The organism is Variovorax sp. TBS-050B, from assembly GCF_029893635.1.
In the GTDB taxonomy this organism is placed as follows: Bacteria; Pseudomonadota; Gammaproteobacteria; order Burkholderiales; family Burkholderiaceae_C; genus Variovorax.
Window position 1 is genome coordinate 2,859,604 of the sequence record NZ_JARXYR010000002.1, and the last position, 17,041, is coordinate 2,876,644.

Annotated in this window: 14 protein-coding genes and 1 pseudogene; 12 read left to right on the forward strand and 3 right to left on the reverse strand. The window is 70.0% G+C overall.

The window, feature by feature from the left end:
• Positions 1-68: 68 nt before the first annotated feature.
• Positions 69-1,262: a glycoside hydrolase 100 family protein gene (locus tag M2165_RS16290; RefSeq protein WP_280815637.1), complete on the forward strand. Its 1,194-nt coding sequence runs from the start codon at positions 69-71 to the stop codon at positions 1,260-1,262.
• A 109-nt stretch (positions 1,263-1,371) separates the two neighbouring features.
• Positions 1,372-2,442, forward strand: coding sequence for an adenosine deaminase (locus M2165_RS16295; RefSeq protein WP_280815638.1), 1,071 nt, complete (start codon positions 1,372-1,374; stop codon positions 2,440-2,442).
• Here M2165_RS16295 and M2165_RS16300 read toward each other — a convergent pair.
• Positions 2,394-3,707 (reverse strand): MFS transporter, encoded by a 1,314-nt coding sequence (locus tag M2165_RS16300; RefSeq protein ID WP_280815639.1) that lies wholly within the window; start codon positions 3,705-3,707, stop codon positions 2,394-2,396. The two genes, M2165_RS16295 and M2165_RS16300, sit on opposite strands and share 49 nt — an antisense overlap.
• Positions 3,708-3,790: 83 nt before the next feature.
• On the opposite strand from M2165_RS16300, the gene M2165_RS16305 reads away from it, so the two are divergent.
• Positions 3,791-4,741 (forward strand): LysR substrate-binding domain-containing protein, encoded by a 951-nt coding sequence (locus M2165_RS16305; RefSeq protein WP_280815640.1) that lies wholly within the window; start codon positions 3,791-3,793, stop codon positions 4,739-4,741.
• Between the two features lie 256 nt (positions 4,742-4,997).
• Positions 4,998-6,734, forward strand: a complete 1,737-nt coding sequence (locus tag M2165_RS16310; RefSeq protein ID WP_280815641.1) for an ABC transporter ATP-binding protein/permease — start codon at positions 4,998-5,000, stop codon at positions 6,732-6,734.
• A gap of 30 nt (positions 6,735-6,764) precedes the next feature.
• Here M2165_RS16310 and M2165_RS16315 read toward each other — a convergent pair whose 3' ends face one another.
• Positions 6,765-7,994: an MFS transporter gene (locus M2165_RS16315; RefSeq protein ID WP_280815642.1), complete on the reverse strand. Its 1,230-nt coding sequence runs from the start codon at positions 7,992-7,994 to the stop codon at positions 6,765-6,767.
• 143 nt (positions 7,995-8,137) lie between these two features.
• Here M2165_RS16315 and M2165_RS16320 point away from each other — a divergent pair, with 143 nt between their 5' ends.
• Positions 8,138-8,530, forward strand: a complete 393-nt coding sequence (locus M2165_RS16320; protein ID WP_280815643.1) for a carboxymuconolactone decarboxylase family protein — start codon at positions 8,138-8,140, stop codon at positions 8,528-8,530.
• Positions 8,531-8,622: 92 nt separating this feature from the next.
• Positions 8,623-9,724, forward strand: a pseudogene (locus tag M2165_RS16325) (BMP family ABC transporter substrate-binding protein).
• Here the strand turns inward: M2165_RS16325 and M2165_RS16330 are convergent.
• Entirely contained in the window at positions 9,721-10,602 is an 882-nt protein-coding gene (locus M2165_RS16330; protein WP_280815644.1) for a LysR family transcriptional regulator, read from the reverse strand. The pseudogene M2165_RS16325 and the gene M2165_RS16330 sit on opposite strands and share 4 nt — an antisense overlap.
• Before the next feature lie 105 nt (positions 10,603-10,707).
• Between M2165_RS16330 and M2165_RS16335 the strand changes: the two genes are divergently transcribed.
• The 6 genes from M2165_RS16335 (at position 10,708) to M2165_RS16360 (ending at position 17,002) form a co-directional block, all read left to right on the forward strand.
• A complete protein-coding gene (locus M2165_RS16335) occupies positions 10,708-11,313 on the forward strand; it encodes a short chain dehydrogenase (RefSeq protein WP_280815645.1) in 606 nt (201 codons plus the stop codon).
• Positions 11,310-12,293, forward strand: coding sequence for a hypothetical protein (locus M2165_RS16340; protein ID WP_280815646.1), 984 nt, complete (start codon positions 11,310-11,312; stop codon positions 12,291-12,293). Before M2165_RS16335 ends, M2165_RS16340 begins: the two co-directional genes overlap by 4 nt.
• 93 nt (positions 12,294-12,386) lie before the next feature.
• Positions 12,387-13,676, forward strand: a complete 1,290-nt coding sequence (gene guaD, locus M2165_RS16345) for a guanine deaminase (protein WP_280815647.1) — start codon at positions 12,387-12,389, stop codon at positions 13,674-13,676.
• Between the two features lie 180 nt (positions 13,677-13,856).
• Positions 13,857-14,423, forward strand: coding sequence for a dCTP deaminase (dcd, locus tag M2165_RS16350; RefSeq protein ID WP_019655140.1), 567 nt, complete (start codon positions 13,857-13,859; stop codon positions 14,421-14,423).
• A gap of 108 nt (positions 14,424-14,531) precedes the next feature.
• Positions 14,532-15,410, forward strand: a complete 879-nt coding sequence (locus M2165_RS16355) for a neutral zinc metallopeptidase (protein WP_280815648.1) — start codon at positions 14,532-14,534, stop codon at positions 15,408-15,410.
• A gap of 131 nt (positions 15,411-15,541) precedes the next feature.
• Positions 15,542-17,002, forward strand: a complete 1,461-nt coding sequence (locus tag M2165_RS16360; protein WP_280815649.1) for a DEAD/DEAH box helicase — start codon at positions 15,542-15,544, stop codon at positions 17,000-17,002.
• Positions 17,003-17,041 lie beyond the last annotated feature (39 nt).

Consider the following 17,041-nt stretch of genomic DNA (forward strand, 5'->3'; position numbering starts at 1 on the left):
GCTGCAATACTCGGCCGTTTCGTTCCGTGCGGGCCCGTGCCGGCCCGCGCCGCGACGCCGACGACCCCATGAGAAGCCTCCCCACCGACGCCACCACCTCGCTCGCGCTGATCGACGCCTGCTCGCAGGCCTCCCTCGAACTCCTGGAACGCAACCTCACGCCGCACGGCATCCTGGCGGCGGCACGCACCGAGGCCGCCGTGGCGCGGCGCTACACGCGCATCTTCGGGCGCGACGCCGCGATCTGCGTGATGGCGATGTGCGGCAGCGGCGTGCCGGCGCTTGAGCAGGGCGCGGTCGCGAGCCTCGATGCGCTCGCGGCGCAGCAGGCGCCGAACGGGCAGATTCCCAAGTACGTCGACCCCGAGGGGCTCGATGCCGACTTCTGGTATCTCGGCTGCATCGATGCCACGCTCTGGTGGCTGATCGCGGTGGACCATGTGCGGCGCCACGGCACGGTCGGCGCCGCGCACTGGTCGCGCGAGGCGGAGCGCGCGATCGCCTGGCTGCTCGCGCAGGAGCACCAGCACTTCCGGCTGCTGCAGCAGAACGAGGCCAGCGACTGGGCCGACATCATGCCGCGCTCGGGCTACGTGCTCTACACCAACGCGCTCTGGTACGAGGTGAAGCAGCGCTACGCGCTCGCCGAGGCCGAGGCCACGCACTATCACTTCAACCACCTCTTCAACCCGTTCCAGCGCGACCTGCCCGAGTACCACCGCGCACGCCTGCTGCGCCACTACGCACGCCGCGGCCGCGACGATCCCGGCCTGTACCTGAGCTTCGTCAACCTGTCGTTCACCGGCAACGAAGGCGACGTGTTCGGCAACGTGCTCGCGATCCAGTGCGGCCTGGCCGATCCCGCGTTCGCGCGGCGGATCGCCGGCACCGTCTCGGCCGCGCGCGCGGCCGACCCGTACCCGGTGCGCGTGGTGCTGCATCCGCTCACGCGCGAGCATCCGCTGTGGCGGCCCTACATGGCGCGGCACCAGCAGAACGTCGTGCACCAGTACCACAACGGCGGCATCTGGCCCTTCGTGGGCGGCTTCTGGGTCATGGCGCTCGCGCGCGTCGGCGCGCACGACGAGGCATGGCGCGAACTCGCGCGGCTCGCCCATGTGAACCAGCTCGGCGGCTGGCGCTTCACCGAATGGTTCCACGGCCGCACGCTGGTGCCGATGGGCATGGCGGGACAGAGCTGGAACGCCGCCGCCTTCCTGCTCGCGCGGCGGGCGTTGCAGGGGGACGGGGCGGCGTGGTGAGGCCGTCCGGCGCGCCGCATCCATCGAGCCCATACGGTTTCGCGCATCGCGGCGGCCGCGCGAGCCCTTATGCTGTGCGCGACAACGACCTTCCGCGCGAGACCCCACCATGACCGACTTCCGCCCCGCCTACGACCCGCGCTTCGACGCCATCGCACCCGAGCGCCTGCCCGAGCTGCTCCGCGCCATGCCCAAGGCCGAGCTGCACATGCACATCGAAGGCTCGCTCGAGCCCGAGCTGATCTTCGCGCTCGCGCAGCGCAACGGCGTCGCCATCCCCTACGCGAGCGTCGAGGAACTGCGAAAGGCCTATGCCTTCACCAACCTGCAGAGCTTCCTCGACATCTACTACGCCGGCGCGAGCGTGCTGCTGAAGGAGCAGGACTTCTTCGACATGGCCTGGGCCTACCTCGAGCGCGCGGCGGCCGACCACGTGGTTCATACCGAGATGTTCTTCGACCCGCAGACCCACACCGCGCGCGGCGTGCCGATGCAGACGGTGATCGACGGCCTGCACCGCGCCTGCGTCGAGGCGAAGGCGAAGCTGGGCGTGAGCGCTTCGCTGATCCTGTGCTTCCTGCGCCACCTGAGCGAGGACGAGGCCTTCGAGACGCTCGAACAGGCGCTGCCGTTCCGCGACCGCTTCATCGGCGTGGGGCTCGACTCGAGCGAGGTCGGCCATCCGCCCGAGAAGTTCGCGCGGGTGTTCGCACGTTGCCGCGCGCTCGGCCTGCACCTCGTCGCGCATGCGGGCGAGGAGGGCCCGCCCGCCTACGTCTGGAGCGCGCTCGACGTGCTGCACGTGGAGCGCGTGGACCACGGCGTGCAGAGCGCGAAGGACCCGGCGCTGATGCAGCGGCTCGCCAAGGAACGCATCCCGCTCACCGTGTGCCCGCTGTCGAACCTCAAGCTCTGCGTGTTCCCGGACCTGGCGCAGCACAACCTCGGCGCGCTGCTCGACGCGGGGCTCGTGGCCACGGTCAATTCCGACGACCCGGCCTACTTCGGCGGCTACATGAACCAGAACTTCACCGAGACCTTCGCCGCCACCGGCCTCGGCGTGCGCCATGCCTGGCAGCTCGCGGCCAACAGCTTCGAAGGCAGCTTCATCGACACGGCCGCCAAGCGCGCCTACGTCGAGAGGCTCGATGCGGTGTTCGCGCGCTTCGCCGGCGCCTGAGCTGGCACCAGCAGCGGCATCGCGACCAGCGCGCAGGCGCTCGCCGCGAGCCACACCAGCGGCCAGCCCTGCAGCGCGAGCAGGTGCGGGATCGAGAACGGCGTGACGAAGCAGACCAGGAACACGCTGGTGTTCGCCATGCCGAGCGCCGTCCCCGCGCGCGCCGCGCCGGCCAGCGTCGCCAGCTCGGTGTAGGCCACGCCGTGCCAGGCCGAGACGCAGACGCCGCAGGCCGCGAGCAGCAGCACCAGCGCGATGCGCAGCGCCGCCGAATCGGCCGCCTGCGGGCCCGCGGCCAGTGCCAGCAGCGCGAGCGCCGCGAACAGCAGCAGGCTCAGCCCGCTGCAGGCGCGCAGGTAGGCCGGCCGGTTGCCGCGCCGGTCGGTCCAGCGGCCGCTCCAGACGCGCATCACCATCGCCCCGACCTGCACCGCCACCATCGCGGCCGTGATCGTGCCCAGGCCCGCATGGCCGAAGTCGTGCAGGAACACGGTGCCGAAGGACAGCACCGCGAACTGCGGCGCGCAGAGGATGCCGATGCCCGCGACGATGCGCCACACGCGCGGATCGCGCAGCGGCCCGGTTCGCGCGGCCGTCGCAGCCAAGGCCGCGGTCGACGCCGCCGGGGGCTGTGCGGCGCGCTCGGGCGGCGGCTCGTGCACCCAGGCCCAGGCCATCCAGGCGCTGAGGGCGCACAGCAGCGCGAGCACGCCGTAGAGCGCGGCAAAGCCCGCATGCAGCGCAAGCCAGGGCAGCACCAGCGCGCCGATGCCGCCGCCCAGCGGCACGGCGGTCTGGCGGATGCTCATCGCGAGGCCGCGCTCGCCCGGCGCGAACCAGGTCATCACCGCGCGGCCGCTGGCGCCGTTCACGCTGCCGCCGAGCAGCCCGACCAGCAGCAGCCCGCCGCCGAGCAGGCCCAGACCCGGGATATGGCCCGCCACGGGTGCGGCCCAGAGCGCCATCGCGGCGAGCGCGAGCGCGGTGGCGCCCAGGCCCAGCAGCAGCACGGGGCGGTCGCCCCAGCGGTCGGTCAGCAGGCCCCAGGGCAGTTCGCTGACCGCGATGCCCAGGCCCATGAGGCCGAGCACCAGGCCGAGGGTGGCGTTGTCGAGCTGGTAGCCCGAGCGCATCAGCACGGCTGTCATCGGAATGCCGCTGAAGGCGACCGAGAAGGCGGCATTGGCCGCGACGCCCGCGGCGAGCACTTTCCAGCGGTGGCGCGGCGGGAGGGAATGGGAGGGGGAGAAGGTGGTGGAGGTCATCGGGGTCGCAGTCTCCCTGCTTGCGACGATTTTGAAAATCAGAAAATAATCGCCGAATCGTTCAGAAAAATAGGATGGTTGCAATGTCCCAGGTGCTCTTCGATCTCGACGTGCTGCGCAGCTTCGCGACCGGCGTGGCGCTCGGCAGCTATGCGCGCGCGGCCGACCGGCTCGGGCGCTCGACCTCGGCGATCAGCGCGCAGCTGCGCAAGCTCGAGTCGCAGGCCGGCACGGTGCTGTTCCGCAAGGCCGGGCGCGGGCTGGAGCTGACCGACGCGGGCGAGACGCTGCTGGCCTATGCGCACCGGCTGCTCGCGCTCAACGACGAGGCCGGGGCCGCGATCCGCGGCGTGGACCTCGAGGGCTGGGTGCGGCTCGGCCTGCAGGAGGACTTCGGCGAGGCGCTGCTGCCCGCGGTGCTCGGCCGCTTCGCGCGCGCCCATCCGAAGGTGCGCATCGAGGCCTGCGTGGCGCGCAGCTGGGAACTGCGCGAGCGCTTCGAACTCGGCGAGCTCGACCTCGCACTGGCCTGGGACGCGGGCGAGCAGCCGATCGCGCCGCATGCGCAGCGCGTCGCGCGCCTGCCGCTGCAGTGGATCGGCGCGGCCGACCCTGCGATGTGCGATGCGCCCTGGTGGACCGAGCGCGAACGCGGCACCGGTGCCGCGCGCAGGACCCGCGAACCGCTGCCGCTGGTGCTGCTCGACGGGCCCTGTCCGCTGCGCGCGATCGTCACCGACGCGCTCGACCGCGCCGGCCTGCCCTGGCGCCATGCCTTCGCGAGCAGCAGCCTCGCGGCGCTCTGGGCCGCGAGCGCGGCCGGGCTCGGCCTGTCGGTGCGCACGCCCTTCGGGCTGCCGCGGCAGGTGCGCGCCATCGACCGCACGCTGCTCGGGCTGCCGGCGCTGCCGCAGATGTCGCTCTCGCTCTACCGCGCGCAGGCGCAGCCCGAAGCGCCCGCCGCGCGGCTCGGCACGCTGCTGGCCGAAGCCGTGCGCGAGCACGTGCAGGACGAGGCCAGCGTGCTGCGCTGAGCCCAACTCGCCGCACTGCGCGCACGCCCGTCGTTCCGGCGGGTGCCGTCCTACATGGGCTCGCGTGAAGCACAGGTGGACGTGCGCTGGGCCGCCGCCTTAGATTGGCCCGCATACAACAACAAGGTTGGCGGCCATGAAAACGAGCTCCGTCTCTTCCCGCCCTTTTCCCGGATCGGGCGCGCATCCGCCTGCGACCGAGAGCACTGCGGCGACATCGCGTCGCGCCCCGCGCGCTCGCCCGCCTCGCCTCTCGATGGCGGCATGGAGGCAGTTCCTGCGGGTGGCCAAGCCCTTCTGGACCGGAGACAAGCGGACCACCGCCTGGCTGCTGCTCTCGCTGCTCATCGGCTTGATGCTGCTGGACACCCAGCTGGCGGTGATGCTGGTGGCCGCCACGGGCGAGCTGACGTCGTCCCTGGCCGCGCACGATCCGGACCGGTTCTGGAAGGCGCTGCGCCGCAGCCTGATGGTGCTGGCGCTGGCCGTGCCGGTCTATGCCAGCTACTACTTCATGCGCGATGCGTTCGCCAACCGGTGGCGCAAGTGGCTCACCGGGCGCTTCCTCGACGGCTACCTGGCCCGCAGGCGCTACTACCATCTCGGCGCCCAGCCCGACATCGACAATCCCGACCAGCGCATCGCGGAGGACATCAACACCTTCACCGGACGCAGCATCAACTTCCTGCTGATCCTCCTGGGCTCCCTGATGCAGCTGGTGGCGTTCAGCGCCGTGCTGTGGGGCATCAGCAAGATCCTGGTGGCGTTCCTGGCGGTCTATGCCATCGTCGGCACGGTGGTCGCGCTGTGGGTCTTCGGCCAGCCGCTGATCCGCCTGAACTTCTGGCAGCTCAAGCGCGAGGCCGATTTCCGCTTCGAGCTCATGCGCCTGCGCGAGAACGCCGAGAGCATCGCGTTCTACCGGGGAGAGCCGCCGGAACGCGCGCAGATCGACCGGCGCTTCGACGACGTCTATGCCAACTACGACAAGCTCATCAAGAAGCAGCGCACGCTGAACCTGTACCAGCGCGCCTACAGCCAGCTCACCCTGGTGCTGCCCGTCGTCATCCTGGCCCAGAGCGTGTTGAGCGGCGAGTTGGAGGTCGGGCGCGCGACGCAGGCCGTCGCCGCCTTCGCGGCCGTGCTCACGGCGGTGACGGTCATCGTGGACAACTTCGAATCGCTCAGCAAGTTCGTCGCCGGCATCGGCCGGCTGGATGCGCTGGCCAAGGCCGTCGGTCTGCCGCCGTTGGAGCAGGCGGGTGCGAAGCGCGCCGCGGCAACCCCCTCGAAGGAGGTGGAGCGCATCCATCTGCACGAGGAAGGGGATGGCTTGCAGATCGAGTCGCTCACGCTGCAGACGCCCGGGTCGGATCGCGTGCTGGTGCAGGACCTGCGGCTCGAACTCGAACCGGGGGACGGCCTGCTCATCACGGGTCCGAGCGGCAGCGGCAAGAGCAGCCTGCTGAGGGCGATCGCCGGGCTCTGGGATCAGGGGTGTGGAACGGTGCGCCGCCCGCCGTTGCAAAGCGTCCTGTTCCTGCCGCAGCGCCCCTACATGCCGGTGGGCAATCTGCGCCAGCAGCTGCTGTACCCGGCCCGGGATGTCAAAGACGTCACTGACGATCGATTGACCGAGATTCTTGCCGAGGTGCAGCTTCCGGATCTGCTGGCGCGCGTCGGCGGCTTCGATGCCACCCAGCACTGGGAAAAGATCCTGAGCATGGGCGAGCAGCAGCGCCTGTCCTTCGCGCGCCTGCTGGTGCATGTTCCGCGCTTCGTCATCCTCGACGAAGCCACCAGCGCACTGGACGATGCCAACGAGGCCGCGCTCTACCAGCTGCTGGCGAACAACGAGAAGCTCACGCTCATCAGCGTTGCGCACCGCGCGGCCGTGGTGAAGTTCCACACGCACGTGCTGCAGCTCGGCGGCGACGGCAGCTGGACGCTGCAGGACACCACCGCATTTCTTGCGTCGGAGGGGCGATCGTGAATCGGATCCTCCGGCCGGCCGCACGCGGACCTAGCGCCGCTTCGCGAACCAGTTCCAGGCCGCGCCAGCGGCCATCAGCACGCTGGTGCCGATGAACACCGCACGCATGCCGACGTGGCCGCCCACGAAGCCGCCGACGAGCGGCCCCGCGACCTGGCCCGCATACTGCGCCGAGGTCGAGTAGCCGAGCATGTTGCCCGCCACCTGCTCGGGCACGCTGTGGCGGATCACGCTCGCGATGCACGGCAGCAGCCCGCCGAGCGACAGCCCCATGAGGAAGCGCAGCGCCACCAGCTGCCAGCCCGCGCTGACGAAGGCCTGCGGGATCAGCAGCAGCGCCGAGACCGCGAGGCAGCCCACGATCACGTTCCAGTGGCCCACGCGGTCGGCCAGCCGGCCCAGGCGCGCGGCCGAGAGGATGCTGCCGAGCGCGGCGGCCGACATCACGACGCCCGCCGTCATGGTCACGCGCGCCGGGTCTTGCACCAGCGTCGCGACGTAGACCGTGATGATCGGCTCGATCGACATGTTCGCGAGCATCAGCAGCATGCCGGTGAAGAGCATCGCGACCAGCGGCCCCTTGTCGGGCACGGCCGACCAGCCGCCCGCCTCGGGCTCGGCCGCCGCGGCGCCTGGCCTCTTCGGCTTCTTCTCCTCGCGCACCAGGAAGGCGGTGGCGAGGAAGGCGACGAAGATGACCGCGCCCGCCGCGAAGAAGGTGGCGCGGATGCCGATCAGCGGCGGCAGCGCGCCGCCGACCAGCGGTCCCACGAGGTTCCCCGCCATGATGGCCGAGGACATGGTGCCGAGCGCCCAGCCCGTGCGTTCCTTGGGCGTCTGCGTCGCGACCAGCACCATCGAGCCGGATGCATAGCCGCCGAGCAGCCCCGCGAGCAGCCGCAGCCCCACCAGCTGCCAGACGTTGCCCGCCACGCCGATCAGCGCCATCGCCACCGCCATGCCCAGGCTCGCGCGGATCAGCATCGGCTTGCGCCCGTAGCGGTCGGCGAGCCGGCCCCAGAGCGGCGCCACCAGCGCCGCGCTGAGGAAGGTGGCGCCATAGGCCGCGCCCGACCACTGCACGATGGCCGCATGGTCCTTCACGCCGAGCTGCTCGACGTAGAGCGGCAGGAAGGGCAGCAGCAGCGTCATCGCGACGATGGTGGTGAACGAGCCGAACATGCAGACCGCGAGGTTGCGCCGCCAGTGGACCGAATGCGTGAAGCCCGGCGCGGCGGAAGAGGAGGTGTGGGACGTCATGGGTGGATGAAATTGTCCCGCCGCGGGCGCGCCGGCGCGCCCGCCGTTTCGCGGCGGCGGCCATCGCGCGCTGCGCGGTCCCGCTGCTTTGGCTCTAATGGCGGCATCCGCATCCCATGTCTTCATCAAGGAGAGAGAACGCCATGAAACCCCAGCCGATCGAATACGCCGACGCCAGCGCGGAGGTCCGCGCCGTGTTCGACGACATCAAGGCCACGCGCAACGTGCCCGACGTCAACAACTTCTGGAAGTACCTCGCGAACGACCCCGTGACCCTGCGGCGCACCTGGACGAGCCTCAAGGAGGTGATGGCGCCGGGCGCGCTCGATCCCGTGGTGAAGGAAATGATCTACCTCGCGGTCAGCGTGAGCAACGGCTGCGGCTACTGCATCGCGAGCCACCATGCGGGCGCCGAGAAGGCCGGCATGACGCCCGCGATGTTCGCCGAGCTGATGGCCGTGGTCGGCATGGCGAACGAGACCAACCGGCTCGTCAACGGCTACCGCGTGCCGGTCGATCCGGCCTTCGACCGCTAGGGTCGAGCACCCGCCGGTAAAATCGGCCACCCGCAGCGGGCGTCCCGGCCGCCGCGGGTTTTTTGTTTTCCGGGGCCATGTAGAGGAACACCATGTACAAAAACCTCGCGGGCCGCGCCGTTCTGGCGTGGGTGGCCGCCTGTTTTCTGTCTCCCGCCTTTTCGCAACCGCAGGCAGCCAAAGAGCCGCTGAAGATCGGCTTCGTCTACGTCACGCCGGTCACCGATGCCGGCTGGGTGCGCCAGCACGAAGAGGGCCGCAAGGCCGTCGAGGCCGCGCTCGGCGCGCGCGTCAAGACCCGCTTCGTCGAGAACGTGCCCGAGGGCGCCGACGCCGAACGCGTGATCCGCGACCTCGCGCGCGAGGGCAACGCGCTCATCTTCACCCCGAGCTTCGGCTACATGGAGCCCACGCTCAAGGTGGCGCGCGACTTTCCGGAAGTGAAGTTCGAGTCGGTCACCGGCTACAAGACCGCGCCCAACGTCGCGACCTCGAACGCGCGCTACTACGAGGGCCGCTATCTCGCGGGCATCGCCGCGGGCCGCATGACGAAGACGAACACGGCGGGCTACGTGGCGGGCTTTCCGATCCCCGAGGTGCTGCAGGGCATCAACGCCTTCACGCTCGGCATGCGTTCGGTCAACCCGAACGCCAAGGTGATCGTGGTGTGGCTCAACGAATGGTTCGATCCGCCCAAGGAGCGCGACGCCGCGATGGCGCTCTTCAACCAGAACGCCGACGTCGTCGCCTTCCACACCGGCTCCACCGCCGTGATGGCCGCGGCGCAGGAGCGCGGCAAGATGGCCGTGGCCTACCACTCCGACATGCGCAAGATCGCGCCCGACGCGCAGATCGTCGCCGTCACGCACCAGTGGGGGCGGCTACTACACCCAGCGCGCGAAGGCCGTGCTCGACGGCAGCTGGAAGAGCGGCAATCTCTGGGGCGGCGTGAAGGAGGGGATGATCCGCGTCGGCGACTTCGGCACGAAGGTGCCCAAGGCGGTGCAGGACGAGGTGCTCGCACGCCAGCAGGACATCGCCGCCGGCCGGCTGCAGCCGTTCCGCGCCACGGCGGCGGACGTGCGCGACAACGAGGGACGCGTCGCGATCGCGAAGGGGGCGCAGCTCAGCGACGAGCAGATCCTGAAGATGAACTGGCTGGCCGAAGGGGTGCAGGGGCGCGTCACGCGCTAACCCAGTCGCTCGACCACGAAGTCGACGAAGGTCCGCAGCTTGGCGCTGGGCCGCGCTTCGGGCAGCCGGACGATTTGCACCTGCCGCGTGGGCAGCTCCCAGTCGGGCAGCAACTGCACCACCTGACCCGATGCGAGGGCCGGGCCCAGCAGCGCGTCGGCCTGCACGATCACGCCGAGGCCGGCCATGGCTGCGGCCAGCAGCGCCTGGCCGTTGTTGGTGGTGAGCGGCCCGCGCACCGGCACGTGCACCGTCTGGCCGTTGCGCGTGAAGCGCCATGAATGGTTCGGCCCCCAGGCCGCGAAGCCCAGGAGCGGGAAGGCTTCCAGTTCGGACGGATGCCTGGGCTGCCCGTGGCGCGCGACCCACGCCGGGCTGGCCACCGCGTACATGCGCGCCAGGGCGAGCGGCCTGGCGATAAGCCGTTCGTCGACCGCCGCGCCCGAGCGGATGCCGCAGTCGAAGCCTTCCTCGGCCAGATCGACCACGCGGTCGTTGAGGCTCAGCTCCACCTTCACCTGCGGACAGGCGGCGATGTACTCGCCGATCACCGGCGTGAGGCGGTGCGCGCCGTAGGCCACGGGCGCGGTGACGCGCAGCACGCCCTGCGGCATGGCGCGCAGCGATTCGGCCACGCCGTCGGCCGTGTGCACGCTGGCCAGCACGTCGCGGCAGCGTTCGAGGTAGGCGGCGCCGATCTCGGTGAGCGCATGGCGGCGCGTGGTTCGCTCCAGCAGGCGGGCCCCCAACTGCTCTTCGAGCGCACGGATGTGCTTGCCGACCATCACGGCCGAGAGGTCCAGCGCCTCGGCGGCTGCTGCGAAGCTGCCTGCGTCGACCGTGGCGACGAAGACTTCCATGGCGCGCAGCTTGTCCATATTGCGAACTCCTGATTTCGAATGCCCGAAATGGCAGCCAATTTATCAAATGGCTGGTTCGCAAAAAAATCGCCGCTTGTTTGATTCACTTTCGGCGAGGTTCTCATGAAGGTTCTTGTTGTGGGCGCGACGGGCGCGGTCGGCAGTGCGGTGGCGCAGGCCCTGGCCGGGCGGGGCCACGAGGTGTTTCGCGCGGGGCGCACGCGCGGCGATCATCGGGTCGACATCACCAGCGACGCCAGCGTCGAGGCGCTGTATGCGGAGCTCGGCCCGCTCGATGCGATCGTCTCGACGGCCGGCGGGCTGTTCTTCGGGCCGCTGGCCCGGATGAGGCCGGCGGATTTCGATGTCGGCCTGCAGGACAAGCTGCTGGGTCAGGTGCGGCTCGCCCTGCTGGGCCAGCATGTGCTGCGCGAGGGCGGCTCGATCACGCTGACCACCGGGGTCGCGGCCGACGATCCGGTGCGCGGCGGAGCCAATGCGGCCGCAGTGAATGCGGCGGTCGAGGGCTTCGTGAAGGGCGCGGCGATCGAGCTGGCGCGCGGGCAGCGCATCAACGCGGTGAGTCCGACGCTGCTTACCGAATCGTTGGCCGCGTATGGCGCGCTCTTTCCGGGGGTCGAGACCGTACCGGCCGCGCGCGTGGCGCTCGCCTACGTGCGCAGCGTCGAAGGTCCGCTGACGGGGCGCGTCTTTCGCGTGTGGCAATGAGGATCGGGCATGGACGGCTTGCAGGCGCGCTGCTTGCGCTCGCGGCCACGGCGGCTGGTGCCGCCCCGCCCGTGGTCCAGGCGCTGCCCGAGGACTGGTATCCGGAAAGCGTAGCCATCGGGCCCGACGGCACGTTCTATGTCGGCAGCTGGCGGCAGGGCGCCGTCGCGCGGCTGAAGCCGGGCTCGGCGCCGAAAGCCGAGGTGCTGGTCAAGCCCGGTGCCAACGGGCTCGCGAACGGGCAGGGCGTGCTGGTCGACGCGAAGCGCCGGGCGCTGTGGATCTGCTCCGGCAACATCGGCTTCACCACCGTGCCTTCGACGCCGAGCGCCCTCAAGCGCTATGACCTTGCCACCGGCGCGCCGCGCGCGAGCTACGCGATGCCCGAGGGCGGCTACTGCAACGACCTCGCGCAGGACGCGCGCGGCAATCTCTACGTGACCGACTCCCACCGCCCGCGCGTGCTGAAGCTCGCACCGGGCGCCGCCTCGCTCGCGGTATGGAAGGAGGATCAGGCGCTGGCCGGACCCGGCCCCTACAAGGGCCTGAACGGCATCGCCATCGACGGCGGGCGCGATGTCTACGTGAGCCTCGTGGCGGCGGCGCCCTACGTGCTGCGCATCGGTCTCGGCGCGCACGGCGAGGCCGGTGAGGTCACGCGCGTCGAGGCGCCGCGCGAGCTCAAGAACGTGGACGCGATCCGCGCCTGGAAGCCCGGGCGGCTCGTGTTGTTCGAGAGCAATGCCTTCGGCGACGGCCCCTACGGCGGACAGATCAGCGTGGCGCGTGTCGAAGGCGCGAAGCTCGGCCTGCAGACGGTGGTGGCGGGGCTCAACGACCCGTCCTCCGGCGCCGTGCGGGGCGACCGCGTCTACTACATCGAATCGAAGTATTCGCTGCTCACCGGGCGCAGGGACGGCGATGGGCCGGTGCCGACCGGCGTGCCTTTCGACATCCAGTCGCGCGCGCTGCCGCCGTAGGCGCGGCGCCGCGGCGAGTGCGCTGCGCATATAGCACTCATATGCGCATGGAAATTGCGGCGAAGCGGGGGTGGATTACCCTCCGCACCCACGATGAAAAAAGCCTACCGCGCCTCCCTCCTGCGATTCGACGCCGCCGGCCAGCCCGTTTTCGACGAGGACGGCCTGCTGGTCGTCGGCCCCGACGCCGCCGGCCGCCAGCGCGTGCTCGATGCCGGCAGCCATGCCGCCGTGGCGCCGCGCCATGCCGATGCGGAGGTTACGGCGCTGCCCGGGCGCATCCTCGCGCCGGGCTTCGTGGACATGCACATCCACTTTCCGCAGACCGACATCATCGGTTCGCCCGCGCCGGGGCTGCTGCCCTGGCTCGAGAACTACACCTTTCCGGCCGAGGCGAAGTTCGCCGATCCGGCGCATTCGGGCGAGGTGGCCGAGGTGTTCTTCGACGAGCTGCTGCGCAACGGCGTGACCACCGCGCTGACCTTCGCGACCTCGCACGTGGCCTCGGTCGATGCCTTCTTCGCGAGCGCCCGGCGCCGTGGCCTGCGCATGATCTCGGGCAAGGTGCTGCAGGACCGCCATTCGCCCGACGGCGTGCGCGACCAGACCGTGCAGAGCCTGATCGATTCCGAGGCGCTGATCCGCAAGTGGCACGACGTCGACCGGCTCGGCTATGCGATCACGCCGCGCTTCGCGCCCGCGAGCACCGACGCGCAGATGCGCGGCGCCGGCGAACTGGCCGCGAAGTACCCCGACACCTGGATCCAGTCGCACGTCGCCGAGAACCGCGACGAGGTGGCCTGGGTGCGCGAGCTCTATCCGCAGTCGCGCTCCTACCTCGACGTGTATGCGGGCTTCGGCCTGATGCGCGAGCGCGCGGTGTACGCCCACTGCATCTGGCTCGACGACACCGACCGCGCGCTGCTGCGCGACACGAAGACCGCGGCCGCCGTGAGCCCGACCAGCAACCTGTTCCTCGGCAGCGGCTTCTTCGACTTCGGCGCGGCCGACCGCACCGGCTTTCCGTACGGCCTCGCGAGCGACGTGGGCGGCGGCACCAGCTTCAGCCCCTTCCACACGATGATGGCGGCCTACTACGTGGGCCGCGAGGGGCAGACCAAGCCCGGCCTCAGCATCGCGCCCTCCGAGCTCTGGTGGCGCCACACGGGCGGCGCGGCGCGCGCGCTCGGCCTCGACGGCGTGGTCGGCAACCTGCAGCCCGGCTGCGAGGCCGACTTCCTGGTGCTGAACCCGCAGCAGGCCACGCCGCTGCTCGCGCGCAAGGCCGCGCGCGCCCAGAACCTCGAGGAGCTGCTGTTCGCGATGATCGTGCTCGGGGACGACCGGCTGATCGAGCGCACGGTGATTTCGCAGGCTGGATAGGCCGTCGAATACGGGCAGCCGAACGCAGAGGGCGCGAAGGTTTCGCAGAGGTCGCGAAGAAGAAAACCAAAATTCTTGGATTCCTTTTGCGACCTTCGCGCAATCTTCGCGCCCTCTGCGTTCGGCTCCCGATTTCAGCCATGCCACAATTCCGCCCCGTACTCCGCAGCAGCACCGCATATGAGCATCAAGAGCGACAAATGGATCCGGCGCATGGCCGAGCAGCACGGCATGATCGAGCCCTTCGAGCCCGGCCAGGTGCGCGAGGCCTCGGGCCACAAGATCATCAGCTACGGCACCTCGAGCTACGGCTACGACATCCGCTGCGCGCCTGAATTCAAGGTCTTCACGAACATCCACAGCACCGTGGTCGATCCGAAGAACTTCGACGAGAAGAGCTTCGTCGACATGCACGGCGATTACTGCATCATCCCGCCCAACAGCTTCGCGCTCGCGCGCACGGTCGAGTACTTCCGCATTCCGCGCAACGTGCTGACCATCTGCCTCGGCAAGAGCACCTATGCGCGCTGCGGCATCATCGTCAACGTCACGCCCTTCGAGCCCGAATGGGAAGGCTACGTGACGCTCGAGTTCAGCAACACCACGCCGCTGCCCGCCAAGATCTACGCGGGCGAGGGCTGCGCGCAGGTGCTGTTCTTCGAGAGCGACGAGGTCTGCGAGACCAGCTACAAGGACCGCGGCGGCAAGTACCAGGGCCAGCGCGGCGTGACGCTGCCGAAGACCTGACCGCCTGAGCCGCGCGTCCACTGACCGCCGGTTACGCACCCGGCGTCCAGGCCCATTACCATCCCGACACGATCCGGCAAACATCCAAGGGCCGGCAAGGAGATCGCGATGAGATGGGAAGGCAACGAACAGTCCGACAACGTCGAGGACCGCCGCGGCGAGGGCGGCGGCGGCGGCGGCTTCATCGGCGGCCGCAGCATCGGCATCGGCACGGTGGCCGTCGCGCTGATCGCAGGCTGGATCTTCGGCATCAACCCGCTCACCGTGCTGAGCCTGCTGAGCGGCGGCGGACCGGCCCCGGTGCAGCAGCAACAGCAGGGCCCGGCGCCCCGGCCGCCGTCGAACGACCGCGAGGCGGCCTTCGTCTCGACCGTGCTGCGCAACACCGAGGTGGTCTGGAGCGACATCTTCCGGCAGAACGGCGGCACCTACCAGCCACCGCGGCTCGTGCTGTTCCGCGGCGCCACGCCCACGGCCTGCGGCACCGGCGAATCGGCCATGGGCCCGTTCTACTGCCCCGGCGACAAGAAGGTCTACATCGACCTCGGCTTCTACGACACGCTCAAGAACCAGCTCGGCGCGCCCGGCGAGTTCGCGCAGGCCTACGTGATCGCGCACGAGGTCGGCCACCATGTGCAGGACGAGCTCGGCATCACCGCCAAGGTCGACGGCATGCGAAGGCGCCTGAGCCAGAGCCAGAACAACGCGCTGAGCGTGCGCGTCGAACTGCAGGCCGACTGCTTCGCCGGCATCTGGGCGCACCATTCGCAGGAGTCGAAGAAGTGGCTCGATCCGGGCGACATCGAGGCCGCGATGAATGCCGCGCAGAAGATCGGCGACGACGCCTTGCAGCGCTCCGCAGGCCGCGCGGTGGTGCCCGACAGCTTCACCCACGGCAGCAGCGCGCAGCGCCAGCGGTGGTTCGGCACCGGCTACCAGAGCGGCGACGTGAAGGCCTGCGACACCTTCAACGCGCGCACGCTCTGATCCGGGCACGGCGCCGAGCGGCGCCATTGCTGGCGATATTGCTATTGAATAAATAGCAACAAGCGCGGCGCGGACGTTGTCATCGCGCGGTCACTGCCATTTTTTGCGGCAATGCGACAATAGCGGGCTTCATGACAAGCTCCTTCTCCAACCTATCGCTGGCAGCACCGCTGGCGCGCGCCGTAGCCGAAATGGGCTACGAGACCATGACGCCGATCCAGGAACAGGCCATTCCGGTCGTGTTGTCGGGCCAGGACGTGATGGGCGCAGCGCAGACCGGCACCGGCAAGACCGCGGCGTTTTCGCTGCCCTTGCTGCAACGCATGCTCAAGCACGAGAACGCCTCCACCTCGCCCGCGCGGCATCCGGTGCGCGCGCTCGTGCTGCTGCCCACGCGCGAACTGGCCGACCAGGTCGCGCAGCAGATCAAGCTGTACGCCAAGTACACGAACCTGCGCAGCACGGTGGTGTTCGGCGGCATCGACATGAAGCCGCAGACGCTCGAGCTCAAGAAGGGCGTCGAGGTGCTGGTGGCCACGCCGGGCCGGCTGCTCGACCACATCGAGGCCAAGAACGCGGTGCTCAACCAGGTCGAGTACGTGGTGCTCGACGAGGCCGACCGCATGCTCGACATCGGCTTCCTGCCCGACCTGCAGCGCATCCTGAGCTACCTGCCCAAGCAGCGCACCACGCTGCTGTTCTCGGCCACCTTCTCGCCAGAGATCAAGCGGCTCGCGGGCAGCTACCTGCAGAACCCCGTCACCATCGAGGTGGCGCGCCCGAACGAAACCGCCTCCACCGTCGAGCAGCGCTTCTACAGCGTGAGCGACGACGACAAGCGGCGCGCGCTGAAGCAGATCGTCCGCCAGCGCGGCATCACCCAGGCCTTCGTGTTCGTCAACAGCAAGCTCGGCTGCGCGCGGCTCGCGCGCTCGTTCGAGCGCGACGGCCTGCGCACCTCGGCGCTGCACGGCGACAAGAGCCAGGACGAGCGCCTGAAGTCGCTCGCCGCCTTCAAGGCCGGCGAGGTCGACCTGCTGGTGTGCACCGACGTCGCGGCCCGCGGCCTCGACATCAAGGACGTGCCCGCGGTCTTCAACTTCGACATTCCGTTCAACGCCGAAGACTACGTGCACCGCATCGGCCGCACCGGCCGTGCCGGCGCCTCCGGCCTGGCCGTGAGCTTCGCGAGCGGCGGCAACGATGCGCGCCTCGTGGCCGACATCGAGAAGCTGATCAAGAAGAAGATCGAGCTCGAGCCGATGGAGTTCGAGGAAGACCGCCCGCGCGGCCGCATCAACGACGGCCGCCGCCATTGGCGCGAAGAGGGCGAGGCCGGCGACGCGCGCGACGTGCTCGACCAGCCGCGCGAGCGCCGCGAGGTCGAGGCCCGGCGCGGCGGCGGTCGTCCGCACCGCGCGCCTTCGGCACCGCGCGATCCGTTCTTCGACAAGCCCTACGAACCCGGCGACCGCGAGGCCGCGCCCGCCTGGGAGGCCGCCGCCAAGGCCGCGCCCGCACGCGGCATCTCGAGCAACATCAAGTCCAAGCGCAAGGTGCCGGCGCTCTTCAAGGCCGTCGAGCCGAGCTGAGCGCCGACGAGGCGCCGCGGCGCCTTCGCCGCCAGGCGC